Origin of the sequence: Pelagibius sp. (assembly GCF_028289705.1) — a bacterium.
In the GTDB taxonomy this organism is placed as follows: Bacteria; Pseudomonadota; Alphaproteobacteria; order Kiloniellales; family Kiloniellaceae; genus Pelagibius.
On sequence record NZ_JANQOI010000094.1, the window covers coordinates 1 to 20,566 of the forward strand.

At 65.8% G+C, this 20,566-nt stretch carries 22 protein-coding genes; 12 read left to right on the top strand and 10 right to left on the bottom strand.

Features of this window, described 5'->3' with window-relative positions:
- The 6 genes from Q0996_RS12695 to phnG all read right to left on the bottom strand — a co-directional run.
- Window positions 1–503 (bottom strand): phosphonate C-P lyase system protein PhnL (locus Q0996_RS12695; protein ID WP_299619988.1); only part of this gene is annotated, 503 nt, incomplete at its 3' end.
- A gap of 15 nt (window positions 504–518) precedes the next feature.
- Window positions 519–1,289 (bottom strand): phosphonate C-P lyase system protein PhnK, encoded by a 771-nt coding sequence (phnK, locus tag Q0996_RS12700; RefSeq protein ID WP_299619991.1) that lies wholly within the window; start codon window positions 1,287–1,289, stop codon window positions 519–521.
- On the bottom strand, window positions 1,286–2,263 hold the full coding sequence (locus Q0996_RS12705) for an alpha-D-ribose 1-methylphosphonate 5-phosphate C-P-lyase PhnJ (RefSeq protein WP_299619994.1): 978 nt from the start codon (window positions 2,261–2,263) through the stop codon (window positions 1,286–1,288). Before Q0996_RS12705 ends, phnK begins: the two co-directional genes overlap by 4 nt.
- Window positions 2,260–3,357 (bottom strand): carbon-phosphorus lyase complex subunit PhnI, encoded by a 1,098-nt coding sequence (locus Q0996_RS12710; RefSeq protein ID WP_299619997.1) that lies wholly within the window; start codon window positions 3,355–3,357, stop codon window positions 2,260–2,262. The genes Q0996_RS12705 and Q0996_RS12710 overlap by 4 nt, the downstream gene beginning before the upstream one ends.
- A 4-nt stretch (window positions 3,358–3,361) precedes the next feature.
- Window positions 3,362–3,997, bottom strand: a complete 636-nt coding sequence (gene phnH, locus Q0996_RS12715; protein ID WP_299620000.1) for a phosphonate C-P lyase system protein PhnH — start codon at window positions 3,995–3,997, stop codon at window positions 3,362–3,364.
- Window positions 3,997–4,482, bottom strand: a complete 486-nt coding sequence (phnG, locus tag Q0996_RS12720) for a phosphonate C-P lyase system protein PhnG (RefSeq protein WP_299620003.1) — start codon at window positions 4,480–4,482, stop codon at window positions 3,997–3,999. Before phnG ends, phnH begins: the two co-directional genes overlap by 1 nt.
- A 109-nt stretch (window positions 4,483–4,591) precedes the next feature.
- Here phnG and phnF point away from each other — a divergent pair, with 109 nt between their 5' ends.
- From phnF to Q0996_RS12745, 5 genes are all read left to right on the top strand, one after another.
- Window positions 4,592–5,314 (top strand): phosphonate metabolism transcriptional regulator PhnF, encoded by a 723-nt coding sequence (gene phnF / locus Q0996_RS12725; RefSeq protein ID WP_299620006.1) that lies wholly within the window; start codon window positions 4,592–4,594, stop codon window positions 5,312–5,314.
- A 283-nt stretch (window positions 5,315–5,597) separates the two neighbouring features.
- Window positions 5,598–6,491 carry a phosphate/phosphite/phosphonate ABC transporter substrate-binding protein gene (locus Q0996_RS12730; RefSeq protein WP_299620008.1) on the top strand — a complete coding sequence of 298 codons (894 nt, stop codon included), beginning with the start codon at window positions 5,598–5,600 and terminating at the stop codon, window positions 6,489–6,491.
- Window positions 6,491–7,315: a phosphonate ABC transporter ATP-binding protein gene (locus Q0996_RS12735; RefSeq protein ID WP_299620011.1), complete on the top strand. Its 825-nt coding sequence runs from the start codon at window positions 6,491–6,493 to the stop codon at window positions 7,313–7,315. The genes Q0996_RS12730 and Q0996_RS12735 overlap by 1 nt, the downstream gene beginning before the upstream one ends.
- A complete protein-coding gene (gene phnE / locus Q0996_RS12740) occupies window positions 7,312–8,118 on the top strand; it encodes a phosphonate ABC transporter, permease protein PhnE (protein ID WP_299620014.1) in 807 nt (268 codons plus the stop codon). Before Q0996_RS12735 ends, phnE begins: the two co-directional genes overlap by 4 nt.
- Window positions 8,119–8,165: 47 nt before the next feature.
- Window positions 8,166–8,843 (top strand): class I SAM-dependent methyltransferase, encoded by a 678-nt coding sequence (locus Q0996_RS12745; RefSeq protein ID WP_299620017.1) that lies wholly within the window; start codon window positions 8,166–8,168, stop codon window positions 8,841–8,843.
- 4 nt (window positions 8,844–8,847) lie between these two features.
- On the opposite strand, the gene Q0996_RS12750 is transcribed toward Q0996_RS12745, so the two are convergent.
- Together Q0996_RS12750 and Q0996_RS12755 are read right to left on the bottom strand one after the other, a co-directional pair.
- Entirely contained in the window at window positions 8,848–9,783 is a 936-nt protein-coding gene (locus tag Q0996_RS12750; protein WP_299620020.1) for a pseudouridine-5'-phosphate glycosidase, read from the bottom strand.
- Window positions 9,780–10,763 carry a PfkB family carbohydrate kinase gene (locus Q0996_RS12755; protein ID WP_299620023.1) on the bottom strand — a complete coding sequence of 328 codons (984 nt, stop codon included), beginning with the start codon at window positions 10,761–10,763 and terminating at the stop codon, window positions 9,780–9,782. Before Q0996_RS12755 ends, Q0996_RS12750 begins: the two co-directional genes overlap by 4 nt.
- Window positions 10,764–11,154: 391 nt before the next feature.
- Between Q0996_RS12755 and Q0996_RS12760 the strand changes: the two genes are divergently transcribed.
- The 7 genes from Q0996_RS12760 to Q0996_RS12790 all read left to right on the top strand — a co-directional run bounded on the left by Q0996_RS12760 (window position 11,155) and on the right by Q0996_RS12790 (window position 18,743).
- Complete coding sequence (locus Q0996_RS12760) at window positions 11,155–12,147, top strand: hypothetical protein (RefSeq protein ID WP_299620026.1); 993 nt, start codon at window positions 11,155–11,157, stop codon at window positions 12,145–12,147.
- A 105-nt stretch (window positions 12,148–12,252) separates the two neighbouring features.
- Window positions 12,253–13,044 (top strand): hypothetical protein, encoded by a 792-nt coding sequence (locus Q0996_RS12765; RefSeq protein ID WP_299620029.1) that lies wholly within the window; start codon window positions 12,253–12,255, stop codon window positions 13,042–13,044.
- A 46-nt stretch (window positions 13,045–13,090) separates the two neighbouring features.
- Window positions 13,091–14,401 carry a DUF4350 domain-containing protein gene (locus tag Q0996_RS12770; protein WP_299620032.1) on the top strand — a complete coding sequence of 437 codons (1,311 nt, stop codon included), beginning with the start codon at window positions 13,091–13,093 and terminating at the stop codon, window positions 14,399–14,401.
- A complete protein-coding gene (locus Q0996_RS12775) occupies window positions 14,316–15,272 on the top strand; it encodes a MoxR family ATPase (protein ID WP_299620034.1) in 957 nt (318 codons plus the stop codon). Before Q0996_RS12770 ends, Q0996_RS12775 begins: the two co-directional genes overlap by 86 nt.
- Window positions 15,269–16,579: a DUF58 domain-containing protein gene (locus Q0996_RS12780; RefSeq protein WP_299620037.1), complete on the top strand. Its 1,311-nt coding sequence runs from the start codon at window positions 15,269–15,271 to the stop codon at window positions 16,577–16,579. The genes Q0996_RS12775 and Q0996_RS12780 overlap by 4 nt, the downstream gene beginning before the upstream one ends.
- Window positions 16,580–16,631: 52 nt before the next feature.
- A complete protein-coding gene (locus Q0996_RS12785) occupies window positions 16,632–17,636 on the top strand; it encodes a stage II sporulation protein M (RefSeq protein ID WP_299620040.1) in 1,005 nt (334 codons plus the stop codon).
- Between the two features lie 111 nt (window positions 17,637–17,747).
- A complete protein-coding gene (locus Q0996_RS12790) occupies window positions 17,748–18,743 on the top strand; it encodes an RDD family protein (protein WP_299620043.1) in 996 nt (331 codons plus the stop codon).
- 12 nt (window positions 18,744–18,755) lie between these two features.
- Here Q0996_RS12790 and Q0996_RS12795 read toward each other — a convergent pair whose 3' ends face one another.
- Together Q0996_RS12795 and Q0996_RS12800 are read right to left on the bottom strand one after the other, a co-directional pair.
- The gene (locus tag Q0996_RS12795) at window positions 18,756–19,571 is read right to left on the bottom strand and encodes a hypothetical protein (RefSeq protein ID WP_299620046.1); all 816 of its coding nucleotides are present in this window, start codon (window positions 19,569–19,571) and stop codon (window positions 18,756–18,758) included.
- 9 nt (window positions 19,572–19,580) lie between these two features.
- Window positions 19,581–20,405, bottom strand: coding sequence for a hypothetical protein (locus Q0996_RS12800; RefSeq protein ID WP_299620049.1), 825 nt, complete (start codon window positions 20,403–20,405; stop codon window positions 19,581–19,583).
- Between the last annotated feature and the right edge of the window lie 161 nt (window positions 20,406–20,566).

Below are 20,566 nucleotides of genomic sequence, written 5' to 3' on the forward strand. Positions count from 1 at the left end.
TTGACGCGCTGCTGCTCGCCGCCGGAAAAGGTGGCCGGTGCCAGGTCCCACATCGCCTGCGGGATGTTGAGCCGTGCCAGCAGGGCCTCCGCCTTGGCCCGCGCCTCGGCCAGATCCGTCCCCAGGGCATGCAGCGGCTCGGCGACGATGTCGCGGGCCGAGATGCGCGGGATCACCCGCAGGAACTGGCTGACGTAACCCATGGTCTGGCGCCGCACCGCCAGCACCCGGTGCGGCGCGGCCGTCGCCATATCGACCCAGTCGGCGCCGTGGCGCACCCAGACATGGCCGCCGCCGGGCTTGTAGTTGGCGTAGAGGGAGCGCAGCAGGGTCGACTTGCCGGTCCCCGAGGGACCGAAGAGCGCCACGCACTGGCCGCCCGCGACCTCCAGGCTGAGCCCCGAGAAGACGGAGATGCGCGCGCCGCCCTGGACATGGAGGGTGAAGGTCTTGCTGAGGTTCTCGACCCGGATCACGGGCCCTGCGTCCTGCTTGTCTGTCAACTCACACCTGCCATCTCACACCTGCAATACCGAGGAAACCAGAAGCTGGGTATAGGGGTGGTGGGGATCGTCCAGCACCTGATCGGTCAGTCCGGTTTCCACCACCTTGCCGTCCTTCATCACCATCAGGCGGTCCGCCAGCAGGCGGGCCACGGCCAGATCGTGAGTCACGATGATGGCGGCGAGGTTCAGTTCGCGGACCAGACCGCGCAGCAGATCCAGCAGGCGCGCCTGCACGGAGACGTCCAGCCCGCCGGTGGGTTCGTCCATGAAGACGAGCCGCGGCTTGGTCACCAGGTTGCGCGCGATCTGCAGGCGCTGCTGCATGCCGCCGGAGAAGTGCTTCGGCGCGTCGTCGATGCGCCCCAGGTCCATCTCCACCTTGCTCAGCCAGTCCTCGGCCTCCTGGCGGATCTCGCCGTAGTGGCGCGCGCCGACGGCCATCAGCCGTTCGCCGACGTTGCCGCCGGCGCTGACACCCATACGCAGGCCGTCGCGCGGATTCTGGGTGACCACGCCCCAGTCGGTGCGCAGCAGCAGGCGCCGCTCCGGTTCGGAAAGCGTGTAGATGTCGGTGAGGCCGCGGCCCCTCAGGTCGTACTCGACGATGCCGTTGGTCGGCGTCAGGCGGGCCGAGAGGCAGTTCAGCAGGGTCGTCTTGCCGGAGCCGGACTCGCCGACGACCCCCAGAACCTCGCCGCCGTGCAGCTCGAAGCTGATGTCGGAGCAGGCCAGCAGATTGCCGAAGGCGTGCGACAGGCTGTGCACGCGCATCAGGGGGCTCATGTCACCCACTCCGCGCTCTCCCCATCTTCGGACGGTCTGTCGGCGGCGCCGACCGCCGCGGCATAGGCCGCCGCCGCAGAATCGGAGAGCGTCCCGCGATGACCCTCCGCCCGCCGCCGGGCGCAGTAGTGGGAGTCGGAGCAGACATACATCTTGCCACCCCGGTCATCCAGGATCACCTCGTCCAGGAAAGTGTCTTCCGCCCCACAGAGAGCGCAGTTCTCCTCCCACTGCTGGACCTCGAAGGGATGGTCGTCGAAGTCGAGGCTCTTCACCTTGGTGAAGGGCGGAATCGCATAGATGCGCTTTTCCCGTCCCGCGCCGAAGAGCTGCAGCGCCGGGAAGTCGTGCATCTTCGGATTGTCGAACTTGGGGATCGGCGTCGGCGACATGAGGTAGCGGTCGTTGACCATCACCGGATAGGAGTAGGAGGTGGCGATCTCGCCGAAGCGCGCGATGTCCTCGTAGAGCGAGACCTGCATCAGCCCATATTCCTTGTAGGCATGCATCTTGCGGCACTCGATCTCGCGCGGCTCGAGTTTGCGCAGGGGTTCCGGCTGGGGCACCTGATAGACCAGAATCTGGCCTTCCGTCATGGGATCCTCCGGCACCCGGTGGCGGGTCTGGACGATGCTGGCCTCTGCCGTCACCTCGGTGGTGTCGACCGCGGCTGTGCGGGCGAAGAAGCGCCGGATGTTGACGGCATTGGTGGTGTCGTCTGCCCCCTGGTCGATCACCTTCAGGGTGTCGTCGTGGCCGATGATGCTGGCGGTGACCTGCATGCCGCCGGTCCCCCAGCCATAAGGCAGCGGCATCTCGCGTCCGCCGAAGGGCACCTGATAGCCGGGCACCGCAACGGCCTTGAGGATACAGCGGCGGATCATGCGCTTGGTCTGTTCGTCCAGGTAGGCGAAGTTGTAGCCCTCTTCGCCCGCGCCGTTTTCTGCTGTTTTCTCAGCGCTTGCCGTCGTCATTCCGCGGCCTCCAAGGTTTCTTCGGTATGGCGCCTTCTGAGGCTGCGGATGAGCTGCAGTTCCGACTGGAAGTCGACGTAGTGTGGCAGCTTCAGATGCTGCACGAAGCCGGAGGCCTCGACGTTGTCGGAGTGATAGAGCACGAACTCCTCGTCCTGCGCCGGATACTCGATCACCTCATCCAGCTCACGCGCCCGCAGGGCGCGGTCCACCAGGGCCATGGCCATGGTCTTGCGCTCGCAGTGCCCGAAGGCGAGCCCGTAGCCTCGGGTGAACTGCGGCGGGCGTTCGGCGGAACCGGCGAACTGGTTGATCATCTGGCATTCGCTGACGGTGATCTCGCCAATCTCGATGGCAAAACCCAGCTCCTCCGGCGCGAACTCCACCGCTACCTCGCCGAGGCGGATTTCGCCGGCGAAGGGATGATTGCCCCCGAAGCCGCGCTGCGTGGAATAGCCCAGCGCCAGCAGAAAGCCTTCATCGCCGCGCGCCAGGTTCTGCAGGCGCATGTCGCGGTCGGCGGGAAACTCCATGGGCTCGCGGGTCAGGTCGGCGACGGGCTCCTCGTCGTTGAGGGCGATCTCCTCCTCGATCAGGCCCTCGTGATTGAGGATCTCCGTGACCCGCGGCATGGCTTCGGCCACCGTCTCCGCGGCCTCTTCCGCCTGCGGCTCGCCGGCGCCTTCTTCCGCCGCCAGGGCGAAGTCCAGCAGGCGGTGGGTATAGTCGTAGCTGGGCCCGAGCACCTGGCCGCCGGGCAGATCCTTGTAGGCGGCGGAGATGCGCCGCCGCACCGCCATCTTGGCGGTGTCGATCGGCAGGGTCTCGCCGAAGCGCGTGAGGGTGGTGCGATAGGCGCGCAGCAGAAAGATCGCCTCCACCAGATCGCCTTGCGCCTGCTTGATCGCCAGCGCCGCCAGATCGCGGTCGTAGAGCGAGCCCTCGGTCATCACCCGGTCGACGGCGATCTGCATCTGCTCCTTGATCTGGGTCAGCGTCAGTTCCGGCACCGCGGGGTCGCCGCGCCGTTCCTCGGCGATCAGCTTGTGGGAGTTGAGGATGGCCTCTTCGCCGCCTTTGACTGCAACGTACATCTCTTCAGCCCTCCGCCGCGATGGAGCGCGGCAGACCGACGAGGGCCCTGCCGCTGGTCATGATGATGTCGACGCCGAGCGGGAACTGCGCCGCATTGAGGCGCCAGTCGTTCCAGAACCAATCCGGCAGACCCGCCGCACGCAAAGTTTCCCGGCCATCGATCCCGGGACCGGAAAGCTGCACCGCCAGTCCCTCGCTGAGGCTCGGCACCTGGAGAACCAGCGTCGCGGAGCGGTCGGGATATTTGTCCAGTCCCTGGGCGAAAAGGCCGAGGCGCGGCATGTTCTCCGCATCGCTGACCAGACCGAAGGCGGCCTGCTGGCTGCGTTCGACCAGCGGGCAGCCGCAGTGGAAGGAGAAGTAGGCGCGCACCGGCGGTGTGTCGGCGATCCAGTCGATCCACAAGGGTGTGTCGTGATCGCAGAGCGTCAGCACCGCCGCGGCCGTGGCGGGGTCCAGGGGAAAGGGCGGGTCGAGGCCCTCTTCGAGCTGCAGCGGGCGGCCGGGCCGGGCCATGGCCTCCAGCAAGGCGCGGAAGACCCTCTGTGAGTCGTGAACCGGGTCGGCGAGGCCCGGCTTCAGGTCGGTGGTATCGATTCCGCCGGGAGCTGACCCTGCCAGCGTTGCCATTGCAGCCATCAGGCGTTCTCCCCGCGCACCAGAGTGAAGAAGTTGACCTTTGTGGCATTGGCCTTGCGGCTGCGCGTGCCGCGCCGTTGGCCTTGCGCCTCTTCCAGGGGGCCGATCACGCCGTCTTCCAGATCGGGCCGGCGCTCTTCGTCCTGCATCAGCGCATCGAAGACAGCCGCCAGCTCTGCGTGGCGCTTGGAGCGGCCCTGCACATAGCCGAGCCCCGCCGCACCGGACCCGAGCCTGAGCGCACAGCGCGTCACGGTCATCTGGCCGAGATTGAACTGGCCGCCGGTGCCGCCGCTGCGGGCCCGCACCATGACCATGCCGACCTCCGGCGCCCTGAGCCAGGCGTAGTCGGGCTTCTCCGGGAGCTGCTCCCAGGCGCCCTCCAACTCCGTGAGCTGTGCCTTGGCCAGGACCGACATCCAGCGCCGGCGGGCCGCCTGTGCTGGATCTCCGGGTCCGGCCGCCTGCGTCGCGGTGGCCTCCATTAGACGAGTCCCATATTTGTCTAGACGTCGATACCTCTATTAGGGTATAAGAGGGCCCAAATGGTTGTAAAGCATAACTTGATGAACTTTGCATGACGGGGCGGCGATCATGACATTACACCGGCGGGCGGGCGTGGCGCTGTGGCGCCAGATCGCCGAGACCCTGGAAAACGATATCAAGGAACAGATCTTCAATCCGGGTCAGCGGCTGCCGACCGAGGCGGAGTTGGCGGAACGCTTCGCCGTCAACCGGCACACGGTCCGCCGCGGCATTGCGCATCTGGAGCAGGAAGGCATCGTGCGCGTCGAACAGGGGCGCGGCACCTTTGTTCAGGAACGGGTGGTCGACTACAAGCTCGGCAAGCGCACCCGCTTCACCGAAAACATCGAAAAGCAATCGCGCATTCCCTCCGGCGAGTTGGTGCGCGCCTTGGTCTTGGCGGCCGATGCGGGGGTGGCCAAGAGCCTGCGCGTCCGCAAAGGCGCACCGGTCGTCCTCATCGAGAGCATCGGCAAGGTGGACGGCCGGCCGATCTCCATCGGTGCGCACCATTTCCCGGCACGGCGCTTTCCGGAGATGATCGAGATTTACAAGCGCGAGCAATCGGTCACCAAGGCCCTGCACCACTATGGGATCGAGGACTACACGCGCAAGGAAACGCGCATCACCGCGCGCCTGCCCACCGCCAACGAATGCCGCATGCTGGAACTGCCGCGCAGCCAGCCGGTCCTGGTCACCGAGTCCATCAACGTGGATGTCGAAGGCCGGGTGATCGAGTACGGCTGGGCCCGCATGGCCGCCGACCGCGCCCAACTGGTGGTACAGCCGTAAGACAAAGCAGCGGCCCAAACGTAGTTTTTTCCCAGGCAGCCCTCGTCAGCTTGTCCGAAAGCGGCAAGTTTGATCCTGGACCTTTGGACCATTGGTGCGGTGGGTTGGACCAATAGACAGCTTCGTCCAGCTTTTGTAACCGCAGTATCATCGGCGCATCATCGCCGCGTCATCCCCCGTTACTTGGATTAAACGGCAGGCGGTCGGCCCGCGCAGCAGCAGTGTTTGGGCTGCCGCGTCGGCTTGGCTGTCCTGTCATCTGTAATGAGGGAGACGCGCCATCATGTTCAAGAAACTCTTGGGGATTGCCGGTCTCACGGCCGCCCTGGCTTTGAATCCAGCATCCGCCACCTCCGTCACGGCGGCCGAGCCGATCCGCTTTGCCGTCACCGACGTCGAAGGCCTGGAGATGCTGCAGCGCGAGTACGGACCCTTCGCCGAGGTGCTGCGCGAGGCCAGCGGCATGGAGGTCCAGCTCTTCCCGGTAACCAGCCGCACCGCCGCCGCCGAGGCGATCCGCGCCAAGAAGGTCGATTTCGTGCTGACGGGCCCCGCCGAGTACGTGGTCATGCGCAAGCTGACCCAGGCCTATCCGGTGGTCGGCTTCAGCCGCCCGGACTATTTCTCCGCCATCGTGGTGATGGCCGACAGCGGCATCAACGCCCCCGCCGACCTGAAGGGTGAGACCGTCGCCTTCAGCGACGTCGGCTCCACCTCCGGCCACCTCGGCCCCATGCAGTTGCTGGCCGACTACGGCCTCGACCCGCGCAGCGAGGTGAAGCCGCTGCATGTGCACCGCAACGTCGGCCATGAGGCGCTGAAGCGCGGCGACATCGCCGGACTGGGCGTGAACTACCGCTCCTGGACCGACAAGGTCCGCGCCAAGGACCCGGACCTGGAGCCCGGCGCCTTCAAGGTCATCGCCCGCGGGCCCGACCTGCCGAACGACGTGCTGGTTGCCGGCCCCCATGTCGACAAGGCGATAGTGGCGAAGGTGCGCGACGTCTTCGACGCCAAGTCCGACGACCTGGTCGCCGCCATCCTGGAAGGCGAGGAAAACCAGAAGTACAAGGGCATGAAGTTCCTGTCCGGCGTTCAGGACAAGGACTACCAGTATATCCGTGACGCCTACGCCACCATCGGCTACCCGCAGTATTCGGACTTCGTGGGCAACTGATGTCGATTGCGGCGGTCTACACCACCGCTCAAGACGCGGCGGCCTCGCCCGAGGCCGCCGCTTCCCCCTGTGACATTCGCATCGCCGATCTGCGCAAGAGCTTCGGCACCCACCAGGTGCTGAAGGGTATCGGCCTGGAGATCGGGCGCGGACAGTCCGTCGCTCTGCTTGGCGCCAACGGGTCCGGCAAGTCCACCTTGCTGCGCTGCTGCCTGCGGCTGCTGGAGCCCGATGGCGGCCAGGTCAGGCTGCTCGATCAGGAGATGACGGCCCTGGGCGGAGGGGCGCTGCGCCGCCTGCGGGCCCAGGTGGGCTTCGTCTTTCAAAGGCACAATCTGGTGCCGCGGCTGTCCGCCCTCAGCAACGTGCTGCACGGCGTGCAGGCCCGCCGCGGCGGACCGCAAAGCTGGTTCCAGTCCCTGGCACGCAAAGAGGACCGGGAGGAGGCCCTGCACTGCCTCGAACGGGTGGGCTTGGCGGACCAGGCGGGCAAGCGCGCCGACCAACTCTCTGGCGGCCAGTCGCAGCGGGTGGCCATCGCCAGGGCCTTGATGCAGCGCCCGCGCATGGTCTTCGCCGACGAGCCGGTGGCCAGTCTCGATCCGGCCGCTGGCGAGGAAGTGATGGACCTCTTCGTCGGCCTGATGCGCGATCAGGGGCTGACCGTCTTTTTTACCTCCCACCACCTGCGCCACGCCCTGGGTTATGCCGACCGCCTGATCGCCCTGCGCGGCGGCTGCAAGGTGCTGGACGGCGCGGCCGCCGAGCAGGACATGGAGGCGCTGAAGGCGATCTACACGAAGGTCGAGGAGCCACCGTCGTGAGCGAGAATGCCGCCGTCAAGGCGGGGGCCATCCCGCCGCGCTTCGAACGGCCCGGCATCCTGGCATTCCTGGCCTACCTTTTGGTGATCGCCTTTCTCGTTCTTTCCATCGAGGGCTCGCAGCTCTCGGTCCTGGGCTTCTTCGAGGGTCTGCCGTACATGGCGGACCTCTTCGTCCGCATGATCCCCCCGGACCTCAGCCGCATCGGCCCCATACTGAGCGCCCTCCTCGAGACCTTTCAGATGGCTCTGGTCGGCACCGCCCTGGGCGTCCTCTTCAGCCTGCCGCTGGCGATCTGGGCCAGCAAACGGCTCTCGCCCCATCCCCTGGTCTACTATGCGGCGCGCGGCCTGATTTCCTGGTTCCGCACGGTCCCGGATCTCGTCTGGGCCCTGTTCTTCGTGGTGACCGTCGGCCTGGGACCCTTCGCCGGAACTCTGGCCCTGATGGTTGACACCATGGGATTCTGCGGCAAGTTTTTCGCCGAGGCCATGGAGGAGACCGAAGAGGGGCCCCAGGAAGCCCTGACCGCGCTGGGGGCCAGGCGCAGTGGCGTGATCTGCGCCGCGGTCATTCCCGCGGCCATGCCGTCGTTCATCAACACCTCTCTCTTCAGCCTGGAAAAGGCGACCCGCTCGTCGGTGGTGCTCGGCCTGGTGGGCGCCGGCGGCATCGGCATCGAGCTGAAGGTCGCCATGGACCTCTTCGAGTATCCCACCGCAGCGACGATCATTGTCTGTATCTTCATCCTGGTGCTGCTGGTGGAGCGCCTCAGCAGCCATCTGCGCCAACGCATCATCTGAGCAAAGCAACACAAGCCCGACACCGGGCATCAAGGGAGCAAGCGCCCATGGCCGAAGCAGCCGCAACCGAGACCACCGCAACCGCCCACAAAGCCTGGGACGACCGCTGGCAGAGCGAGACAGGGCGGGCCGACTGGCTGGACCCCGACCCCGACGTCGCCGCCGTCGTCCCGCAGTTACAATCGCGCAACTGCTCCACCCTGCTGGATCTGGGCTGCGGGGTCGGGCGCCATGCCTGCTATCTGGCGAGCCGCGGCTTTGCCGTACACGCTGTCGATGCCAGCCCCTCGGGGCTCAACTTCGCCGCCGCGGAGGCCGCCCGCCACGGCTTTCAAATCTCTTTTCGCGAAGGGCTGATGACCGACCTGCCCTACGATGAGGGCACGTTCGACTACGTGCTGTCCTTCAACGTCATCTATCACGGCGACGGCAGCGTGGTGGCCCGCGCCATTTCGGAGATCCACCGCGTCCTCAAGCCCGGGGGCCTGTTTCAGGGAACCATGCTGTCGAAGCGCAACGCCAACTTCGGCGTCGGAACGGAGATCGCCCCCGGCACCTTCGTCGTAAGCAACGCCGGGGACGGCGACAAGGATCATCCGCACTTCTACTGCAACGCCGCCGAGCTGGTGGGCCTTTTCGAGGACTTCGAGCTGCTCTCCCTCGCCGACCGCGAGCACGGCAGCCCGGCATCCTATCACTGGCACCTGCTGGCCGAGCGGGTTTAGGGCTTCAGACCTCGCAATAGGCGCCGGCCACCGCCACGGCCAGCCGCGCGTTGTTGCGGACCAGGGCGACATTGGCGGTCAGGCTGGCACCGCCGGTCAGCGCTTCGAGACGGCTGAGGAGAAAGGGGGTCACGGCCTTGCCTTCGATCCCCTCTGCGCGGGCATCTTCCTGTGCCTGCGCAATCTTGGCTTCCATCGCCGCTGCGGGGATCTCGTCCTCAGCCGGAATCGGATTGGCGACGATCAAGCCGCCGCCGAGGCCGAGCGCCCACTTAGCGGTCATCACCGCCGCTACCTCCCGGGGCGTGTCGCAGCGCGCCGGCACGGCAAGGCCGCTGTCGCGGCTGTAGAAGGCGGGCAAGGTGTCGCAGCCATAGCCGATCACCGGCACGCCGAGGGTCTCCAGCACTTCCAGGGTCTTGGCCAGATCCAGGATCGCCTTGGCCCCGGCACAGACTACCGCGACCGGGCTGCGCGCCAGTTCCTGAAGGTCGGCCGAGATGTCGAAGTTCGACTCGGCGCCGCGATGCACGCCACCGATCCCGCCGGTGGCGAAGACCGGGATTCCGGCCAGGGCGGCGCAGATCATGGTCGCCGCCACCGTGGTGGCGCCGGCGGCGCCCTGGCTCAGGACCACCGGTAGGTCGGCCCGGCTGACCTTCGCTACCGCCTCCATCGCCGCGAGGCGGCGGAGGTCGCTTTCCTCCAGGCCGATCCGGATGCGCCCCTCCAGAACCGCGATGGTGGCGGGAACCGCATCGCCGGCGCGGATGTCCGCCTCGACCGCCATGGCGGTCTCCAGGTTGCGGGGAAAGGGCATGCCATGGGTGATGATCGTCGATTCCAGCGCCACCACAGGGCGCCCCTGCCGCAGCGCTTCGGCGACCGGCTGATGGATGTCCAATCTCTCGGCAAGGGCCGGGTCTGTGGGCACGGTCATGACGTCATGCGCTCCAATCGTTCTCTCGTCAGCTCCGGGTGGACGCTTTGCGGCGACTGGACGGTCAGGCAGGCCGCCGCCAGCGCTCGCTCCGCCGCTTCCTGCTGGTCGAAGCCGCGCAGCCGCGCGTCCAGGAAGGCGGCCGCCAGCGCATCGCCGGCGCCGGTCACATCCTGCAGCGGACCCGGCCGGGGCGCCAGGTGCCGGAGCGTGCCGTCACCGGCAACCACCAGCCCCTCCGTCCCCAGGGTGATGACCACCTCGCGGGCGCCGGCAGCCCGAAGCGCCAGTGCCGCCTGGTCCGGCTCCAGGCTGCCCGCATCGCAGTCCGTCAACGCGGCCGCCTCGCCCCGATTGACGAAGAGTAATGCGGTCGACGGCAGGCAGGCCCGCGCCCTGACCGCCTTGGCCGGCGAGACGCCGTTCACCGCGAGCGCGCAGTCCGGCCCGGCCCTGCGCGCTAGCCAGTCCAGGCTCTCCTGCGGCAGGTTGCAATCGGCAAAGATGGCATCGGCCTGCCACAGCGCCGCAGGCAGCGAAGCGAGCGCCGCAGGGGTGAGTTCGTCATAGACCCGCATGTCCGCGACGGCCACGTGCATCTCGCCGTCGGGCTCCAGGACGATGAGGTGAAAGGCCGTGGGCGCCGAGGGCGAGGTGCCGACAGAACCCAGGCCAAGGGGCAGCACGCTCATGAATTGGCGGACCGAACGGCCATCTCCGTCATCACCCAGGCGGCTCACCAGTTCCACCTCGGCGCCCAGGCGGCAGAGGTTCTCCGCCACATTGCGGGCAACGCCGCCGAAGCTTCTTTCGACGGTGGCCGGATTGGAGGCTGCCTTGGTCAGCCGCGCCACGGCCCGCGCCTTGCGGTCGATATGGCAGGCGCCGACACAGACCACCCGCGGCCCGCGCCGGCCGCGCCCCCGGGCCGTTTCTCCTTCTTGGTTCAGGACATTCTCCTGCGGCTTCTTTTCCTTCAACTCATGCCTGCAGCCGGTCTGCCGGCACCCGAGAGCATTCCAATGTGAGATCTTTCAACGCTTTACAACCGCCTGTGGCAGCACCTGGCCCTTGGGTGCAGAGAGCGCCAACAGGAAACTAATCGTTTGAGTTGAACAAACCATCTAGGAAGGCAACACATTGTTAACCGCCGCGCACATACTCTTTCGCGTATCAATCATCGGACGAAAAGTCTTTCTTCCCGGGGTTGATCCACCGGTGGTTTACGGGTAGCGGGCCCGGCCACCATGCAACCGGCAGGACGCCATCGCGCCGCACCCGCTGGTTGGGCTGCGGAACCTTGAGGCCAGTCGTACAGCGATGAACTTTCAACTTGCGCAGAATCAACCCCTGCCATCACGCCATACACAGGTGCCTGAGGAACCGCAGGACAAGGACTCGCTGCACATCCTGCCGCTCTCCTCGGTCCCTCTGATCACCCCGGGGCTGCAGCGCGCGCGATTGATCAAGAATTCCCGCCTTGAGGGCATGGTCGAGCTGTTCTCCGGCACCGAAACCGGCAGCGGCCAGATCGCGCCGGAAGACCTGCCGAGTGTGTTTCAGTTCAACGCCCACAACAAGAAAGACATGCAGCTGGTAAAGACCCTGAGCCGGCTGTCGAGCTACGACGTCTATAGCCTGCGCGTCGAGTTGCGCCGCCTCGGGATCGAAATCGACTCGCATCGCCACCTGCGTCTTTCGGACGCAAAGGTGCGCGAGCTCTCACCCCACATGCGCGCCTTCACCCGCCCGCTGCTGGCCGCCGTCTACGGCGACAGCAAAGAGCAAGGGAAAGATCCCCACGACCTGGTCCATCTCTTCATGGACCCCGATGCGGCGGCGGCGCGGCGCAACCTCAACCGGCTCGCCGGCAAATTGAAGATCGCCGTCACCGCGATCCCGAAGTTCCTGGAAGACTACGGCGATGTCTATCTCTCCCTGGCCTACTATCAGTATTGCCTGGAGCAGAACATGGCCCGGGTTGGGGAGTTCCTGAAGACACTGGGCGAACTGCGCAAGAACCCCACGATAAAGCAGGACCATGCCCTGGTGCAGATCTTCAAGGAACTGGACGAGAAGCTGCGCAGCATCGTTTACGAGGTCACCGAGATCCTCGAGATGTTCCGCCTGCGCACCGCGGATATGTGGGACGACATGTCGGCCGCGTCCTTCCGGGCCATGGAAGACATGATCATCGGCTACCAGACCCAGGTCGGCGCCGCCCTCTGCGCGGTGACCGTCAAGATGAACGCCTGGTCCGAACGCTTTCCCAGCGGACGGAACGTCGTGGCCTCGAAGCAGATCGACTTTATCGTCAACGACATTCGCCTGGGCTTTCAGGGAATTCGTAGCCTGCACGGCTAGATCGCCGGCTGCCGGGCCCTTGCGGTCCCGGAAGATACACCCGAAAACTTCACGATAGATTGCCCTGGTCTGCCGGGTTATACCCGACGGAGCATGAACTCTGAGTTGAAGGTAAGCACCCATTCCAGGTTTTCCGGGCGGCCGGGCCGGATCAAGCGGCGCGGGACGGCGCCGGCTCGGGGCCGTCGCGGCACGTCCAGGGCGGCCCGCGGCCTGGCGCTGCTCTTCGCCGGCTGTCTCATGGCCCTGGCCGGGCTGGTCGCAGAGCCAAGGGTATCGGCCCTGGCCCAGGGCCTCAGCGATCCGGAGCGGGTCGAGGAAAGCCGCGACCAGATCCTTGGCTCGGAGCGTTTTCAGACCGACCGGCCCGAGCCCTTGGACATCGAGGTCAATATCGAACCGTTTCAGCTGCCGGCCTGGCTGGGCCAAGCGATCATCTGGACGATCGTCGCCATCGCCGTCGTCATGATCGCCGTCTTTCTCTACAACGCGTTTCAGAACCGCTCCGGCCTGAAGCTCAATCGGGACAGCGCGCAGACCGCCCCACAGCGGGTCGATACCCCGGTCCGGGCGCAGCGAAAGGCCATCGACGCCCGCACCCTGGAAGAGGCCGACGCGCTGGCGGCAGCGGGCCGCTTTGCCGAGGCCATTCACCTTCTGCTGCTGGTCGCGATGGATCATCTGCGGCGCGATCTGGGCCCGCGCATCGCCCCTGCCCTGACCGGGCGGGAGATCCTCCACCTGGCAGCCTTGCCGCAGGCGCTGGCCGAGCCGCTGGGCCGCATGGTCTCACTCTCGGAGATCAAACACTTCGGCGGGCGCGACGCGGCCGGGCCGGATTATGCCCTCTGCCGCCAGGACTTCCTGGCGTTCAGCGGCCAGCCAGCGGCTGCGTGATGCCGGCGCGCAGGATCCGCACATCAGGTCAAGGGCAGCGCGCGGGATGACCCAAACTGGCGGTATGACCCAAAGCGCCGGTGTCTTTACCTTTCGCGCGGTGGCGATCCTGGTGCTGGTCGGCTCGCTATCCTTTGCCGCCGCCGCCCTGATCTCCGTCTTCTCCGACCCGCAGAGCGAACGAACCTTCGGTGCCAACGCCTATTCCCACTCGGCGATCGGCCACAAGGCCTGGGTGGAGATCCTCCGCAGCCTCGAACACCCCGTCGCCATCAGCCGCAAGGCATCGGCCGAAAAGGCGGGAAGCGAAAACCTGCTGATCATGGCGCAGCCCGACAACGACGAGGACGCGCTGCAGGCCCTCGGCACCATGGAGGAAGCTTGGATCGTGCTGCTGGTCTTGCCGAAGTGGGACGGCATTCCGGACTTCCGCAACCGCCGCTGGCTGTTCCAGATGCCCCCTCTGGCGACCTCTGTGCCGGAAAGCGTGCTGGGCGAGGTCATGGAGCGCGCCGTCGTGGTGCGCAGCGACGACCCGCAGGACTGGCAGGGCTTCGACTGGGACATCATGCCGAGCCTCAGCGATCCGCAGCTCATCCTCTCACCGGATATAGAACCGATCGTTGCCGGCAAGGACGGTACGCTGCTCGGCGAGGTCCGCAGCGGCGGCACGACTTATTGGATCCTCTCAGACCCGGATGTCATCTCCAACAGCGGGATCGACGAGGGCGACAACGCCCTCTTCGCCGTGGCCATGGTGGAGACGCTGCTGCCGTCCGGCGGAACGGTGATCTTCGACGAAGCGATCCATGGCTTCACCGCCGCGCCGGATCTCTGGCGGGCCCTGCTGACCTTCCCGCTGAACCTGGCGGCGCTGCAGTTGCTGGCGGCCGTCGCCGTGCTGGTCTGGGCCGCTGCCGGTCGCTTCGGCGCCCCCCTGCCGACCGCACCGCGGTTGGAGGCCGGCAAACGCGGGCTCATCGAGAACACGGCGAACCTCTTCGAGTATGCAGGCAACCTGCCCGATATCCTGCGCCGCTACCATGACACCTGTCTGCGCGACCTTGGGCGCCACATGCACATTCCTGCCGACCTCGATCGCTCCGCTTTGGCCGAGTGGCTGGACCGGGTCGGCCGGGCGCGCGGCACCAGCCACCGCTACAGCGAGATCAACAGCGAAGCGGCGGCGGCATCTCAGCAGCTCAACCGGCCCCTGCCCTACTTCCTGCGCGCGGCGCAGCGTCTATACCGATGGAAACAGGAGATGATTTATGGACATAGAGCCGATCCAAACGGTCTGCACGCGCATTCGCGAGCAGGTCGGCAAGACCGTGATCGGACAGGACGCCGCGCTTGACCTCATGGTCGCAGCCCTGCTGTCGGAGGGGCACGTCCTCTTGGAAGGCGTTCCGGGAACCGCCAAGACGCTTCTCGCCCAGTCTTTCGCCGCCTCCGTTTCCCTGAACTTCGGGCGCATCCAGTTCACCCCCGATCTGATGCCGGGCGATGTTCTGGGCACCAACATCTTCAACTTCCAGACCAGCGGCTTCGTGCTGACGAAGGGCCCCATCTTCACGCAGATCCTCTTGGCCGACGAAGTCAACCGCACGCCGCCGAAGACCCAGGCGGCCCTGCTGCAGGCCATGCACGAGCGCGAAGTGACCATCGACGGTGAAACCCATACCCTGGGCGGAAACTTCATGGTGATCGCCACGCAGAACCCCATCGAACAGCAGGGCACCTACCCGCTGCCGGAGGCCCAGCTCGACCGCTTTCTCTTCAAGCACATCCTCGACTATCCCGGCCGCGACGAGGAGCGCGCCATCGTCACGCGCCATGGTCACCGCAGCGTGATGCCTGAGATCGCCAGCTTCGGGATCGAGCCTGTGGCCGACGAGGCGACCCTGGCGGCCTTTCGCGACACCATCGCGCAACTCCGCCTCTCGGACGACATCATCGACTACATCGTCGATGTGGTGCGCGCGACCCGCGAGCACGAGTCATTGGAGTTCGGCGCCTCGCCCCGCTCCGCCAACATGATCGCGACGGCGGCGCGGGCCTTTGCCGCAATGTCCGGGCGCGATTATGTGATTCCCGACGATGTGAAGTTCCTGGCCTTGCCGGCCCTGCGGCACCGTATCGTCCTGGCGCCGGGCGCGGAGATCGAGGGCCTGCAGCCCGATGTCATCATTCGCCAGATCCTCGACCAGGTGCCCGCGCCGCGATGATCCGCCCCACCTTCCGTGCTGCAGCCGTTTTCGCCGCGGGGGTTCCGCTGGCCTTCGGCATGCTGGTGGCAAACGAGGAGGCCTGGCCCTTTGCCGTGGCCTTGCTGTTCCTCAGCGGCTTTGCACTGCTGACCGACAGCCTGCTGATGCTCTCACCCGGCAGGCTGGACATCGACCTGAGATACCCCAACGTCATCATGATCGGCCAGCCGGAGGTCCTTCTGGTCCATCTGCGCGCGCGATCCCAGCGGCAGGCCGTCATCGAGGCGCGCTGCGACGTCGCTGAACTGCTGGAGCGCCCGGAACCCCTGCTGGCCCCGTTGAACGCCGAGGGAGAGGCGGTCCTGCCCTTCGCCTTGCAGGCGAGGCGGCGCGGCATCGCCCGTATCGAGCGGCTCTGGCTGCGCTGGCGCGGGCCGCTGGGCCTGATGAGCCAGATCCAGGTGGTGGCGGTGGAGGCGGAAATCCCCATCACGCCCAACACCCGGGCGGTGCGGCAGACGGCCATCCAGGTCAACGAAATGAACGCCTACTACGGGGTCAAGGCGCAGCGCCAGCAGGGCGAGGGATCGGAGTTCGAAGCCTTGCGCGACTACGTTCCCGGCCTCGACCACCGGTCCATCGACTGGAAACACTCGGCCCGCCACCGCAGCCTGGTCTGCAAGGAGTTCAGGACCGAACGCAATCACCAGATCATTCTGGCCTACGATACCGGCCATCTGATGAGCGAACCCCTCGCCGGCATCGCGAAGCTGGACCATGCCGTCAATGCCGGCCTTCAGCTCGGCTACGTTTCCCTGCGCGGCGGCGACCGCGTGGGTGTCTTCGGATTCGATTCCCGGGTCCGGCTGTTCAGCCAGGCGAGCGGTGGCGTCAACACTTTCTGGCGGCTGCAGCAGGCAACCGCCGAACTCGCCTACAGCGAGGACGAAACCAACTTCACCCTGGGCCTCTCGGACCTGGCCAGTCGGCTCAATCGCCGCTCCCTGGTGATCCTGCAGACCGAATTCGTCGATACCATCACTGCGGAATTGATGCTGGAGAACGTCGAGCGCCTTGCAGCCCGGCACCTCGTGCTCTTCGTTTGCATGCAGGACCCGGGGCTCGCCGCGACCGTCGACCAGGACCCCTTCAGCGTCAACGCCATGTCGCAATCGGTCATCGCCGACGAGTTCCTGCGCGAACGGCGGATCGTCATGGAACGCCTGCGCCGCATGGGCGTGCATTGCCTGGACGTCAAGGCCGAGCAAATCGGCGCGGAGATCATCAACCGCTACCTCGAGATCAAGCGCCTGGAGCTGATTTGATGGCAAGCTGGCCGCAAGACGCCGGTTTGGAACTTCGCCAAGGAGGCCGAGCATGTCCGCGCCGCTGAAGAGCTACGAGTTTCGGCGCGAGCGCGAGGCAAGCTGGCGCGAGCTGGAGGGCCTCGTCGGGGCCGCCGAGAAGAGTGGCCTGAAGTCCCTGCCGGCCGATCAACTGCTGCGCCTGCCGAGCCTCTATCGCGCGGCCCTCTCCTCCCTTTCGGTGGCGCGCAGTATTTCCCTCGATCAGAACGTCGTCAGCTATCTGGAGAGCCTCTGCGCCCGCGCCTACTTTCAGGTCTATGGATCGCGCTCGAACTTCTTCGAGGGGATCCGCCGATTCTTCGCCTACAGCTTTCCCGCAGCGGTGCGCGAAGCCCTATGGCCGGTCCTCATCGCCGCGGCCTGGATGATCCTCGGGTCCCTGGTCGGCTTTCTGCTCGTGCAGCACTCCGCCGAGTGGTACGGTAGCTTCGTGCCGGTCGACCTGGCCGGGGGCCGCGATCCCGCCAGCTCCACGGAGAGCCTGCGCGAGGTTCTCTATCGCCCCGGCGACACCGCAGAAAGCCTCTATCTCTTCGCCACCTACCTCTTTACCCACAACTCCAAGATCGGCCTGATCTCCTTTGCGCTCGGCTTCGCCCTAGGGGTCCCGACGGTCCTGCTGATGTTCTACAACGGCCTCGTTCTCGGCGCCTTCCTGGCGCTCTACGACGACCGCGGCCTGGTCTGGGAGCTTGCTGCCTGGCTGTCGGTGCACGGCACCACGGAGTTGCTGGCGATTGTGCTCTGCGGCGGCGGCGGCCTGGTCCTGGCGCGGGCGATCATCTTTCCCGATCAGTACAGCCGGCTCGACAGCCTGGCGCGCCGCGGGCGTGCCGCCGGCACCCTGGTCATGGGGGCCGTCGTCATGCTCTTCGTCGCCGGGCTTCTGGAGGGCTTCGTGCGCCAACTGGTCACCGACGTCTCCACCCGCTACACCATCGGCGGGACCATGCTGGCCTTCTGGCTGATCTACTTCGCCCTTGCCGGGCGGGGCAGGCACTATGGCGACGACTAACGCGTTCTCCACTTGCGTGGAATCGGTGCCTGCCCGCACCCCCTCCCGGCCACCCAATGCGATTATCCTAGTGGGTGGCCGGGAGGGGGTGCGGGCCGGTGCCGTCAAAACATGACAGACTCTAGCACAGTCGCCTCCCCCCGCCCACCCTCCGGACCGCCGGCCCCTGCGCCCAAGGAGTCGGGGCCGGCCCCTGCGCGCCCGCGCAGCGAGCGACGGATCATCACGCCGGAAGGGGTGCCGCTGGCGTTTCAGTTGGCCGAACGCGGGGAGCGCGCGGCGGCGGTGCTGATCGATCTGGTCATCATGATGCTGGCGATCGCCCTCATCGCTCTCGCCATCGTCTTCCTGTTCGGCCGTGTCGGCGTCGTCGAAGTCGGTTTCGGCGTGACGCTCTTGACCTCCTTCCTGATCCGAAACTTCTATTTCATCTACTTCGAGCTTCGCTGGCAGGGGGCAACGCCGGGCAAGCGGGCACTGGGCCTGCGGGTGATCGACCGCAAGGGCGGCTATCTGCGCCCCGATTCCATCTTCGCCCGCAACATTCTGCGCGAGGTCGAGCTGTTCATACCGCTGACCCTATTGCTCATCGGGCCGGGGGAAGGCAGCTCCGCCTGGATCAACCTGCTGACCCTCGGCTGGCTCTCGGTCTTCGCCTTCATGCCTTTTTTCAACAAGGACCGGCTGCGCGCCGGCGACATCGTGGCCGGGACCTGGGTGGTCTCCGCACCCAAGACCCTGCTGCTGTCGGACGTTGCGGCCGAGGCCAAGACGGCGACGGGATCGACACAGGCCGTCGATCCGGACTACGCCTTCACCCGCGAGCAGTTGGAGGTCTACGGCATCTACGAACTACAGACCCTGGAGGACGTCCTGCGCCAACGCGGCCCGCAGACCGAGGAAACGCTGCGCGAGGTGACCAGGCGGATCCAGCGCAAGATCGGCTGGGCCGGCGACGAGGCGGTCGACTCCCGCCGCTTCCTGGAAGCCTTCTACGCGGCGCTGCGGGCACACCTGGAATCGCGCATGCTGTTCGGCGAGCGACGCGAGAGCAAGCACGACCGCAAACCGCCACCCGGCGGACGGGCGGGAAGCGATTCGACGTAAGTCGAAGCCGCTCTAGTCGAATACCTTCGCGCTAACCTGCGCGCCCGGCCCTTCCCTCAAGGCAACCAGCGCCTCATGGATGACGGCGCACAGAGGGACGAAGTAGACATCGCCCAAGGCAGTGCCCAGCAAGGTCATCAAGGGGCTGATCTCGAACCCTTCAAGCTCCAGGCCAAGCTCCAGGGCAAGCGCAAATCCAAAGAACGCCACGGCAAGCGGCAGGACACTGAGAAGGAAGATCCCAAGGATACGCCACCGCGATCCACGGGTCAGCTCAACACTGCGCTCCAGGCAGTCCAAGGTGCCGGAGTTCTCGACAGCCGCGCAGGCCATTGCGACGCAGAGCGCCAACGCAACAATGACATAGAGGGGAGCCACCAGAATAGCGGCGAAGGGTATCTCCGCCATGGCGAGCTGCGCTAGGCTTCCCATGAGGGCAAGGACGATACCAACGCCGAGAACCGTCGGAGTCTGCCGCAGGACACCGCCCAAGGCCGAAAACACCGCCCAGTCTTTGCCGCGCCGGTCTGCCAGGAGGATCTGGACCGCCACTGCCACAGCAAATCCAAAGAGCAGTGTCTCGATCATCGGTAGGGCAAAGTCGGTCTCCCACACTGGGCGCTGCAGCCTGTAGTTCAGCAAAGACTCCGGGATTTCCCGGCCGTCCGGCAAGGTCGAGCCCGGCGGGATCCCCAGTTTTTCCCGCGGCAGGAAGCTGTGCAGGTAAGCCGGCAAGCGACTTAAGACCCCCAGTGCATAGAAGGCCACGAAATGGCGCAGGCCGAAACCGAGGGAGTTGACAATGACCTTCGCGATGCCGAGCTGCATGCCCGACGATCAATCGAAGACCGCGGCGATCTGTTCCGTGCTGACCCCCTCCTTGGCGACCCGCAGATCGTGGTAGGCGACCCCGATGACAACGGCAATGAAGACGGTCGTGAAAAGCTGCACGGCAAGACTGGCGATCGCGCCGATGATCACGCCGACAGTCACGCCGATGGTGAAGGTCAGAGCATCGGAAAAGAGCAAGGAATCAAGAGGCACAGCAACAACGAACTGCACAACTGTTATGGATAGCATCGTGACCAGGAAGAGACCGAAGAGCGACCAACGCGACCCCTTCGTCAACTCGCGGCTCCGCGACAAAGCAGCGAGGACTCCCGGCCTTTCGACCATCACGACTGGAATCGCGACACAGAGCATCAGGGCGATGATGACGCCCGGCACGATCAACAAGATAAAGCCGATCAAAAACAGAATGCTGGTGATTACGGCAACGCCGACGATGGGAAACAGCCGCCTGAAACCCTGTAGCAAGGGCGGCAGAAAGCCGGGCCGCTTTCCCTGCAGATACTGCAGCGTCCCATAGACGATCACGGCGATGAGCAGGTACTGCAATGAGATCAGCAGGACCCAGCCGCCGAAAGCGACGGCAAACTGGAAGACGCCGAACCCAAATGACTCCGGACTGGTCCCCGGGTTGAGTAACATCGTCCCCGCAAATGCAGCACCGAATAACAGCGTGATCACGAGGAATCCCGGCACCATGATCAACAGACCCAGAAGATTGAAGGAAACAAAGTTCGCGAAGAACGCAGACAGAGACTTCGTGAAGCAAGCGCTGATGCGAAACTCCCCGCCCGAAACGGCCATATCAGTCATCAACAGATTCCCCTGCTAGCCGGACACTGGTATCGGCCCCTCGGACATGCCAATCGGCCTTCCCTAGAGCAGATCCTGGTTCGATGGAATCGCGGGAGCGATCCATCGAGCCTGGTGAATCTGCTCTAACTCTCAAAGTGTAGAGCGGATTCACATGTTTA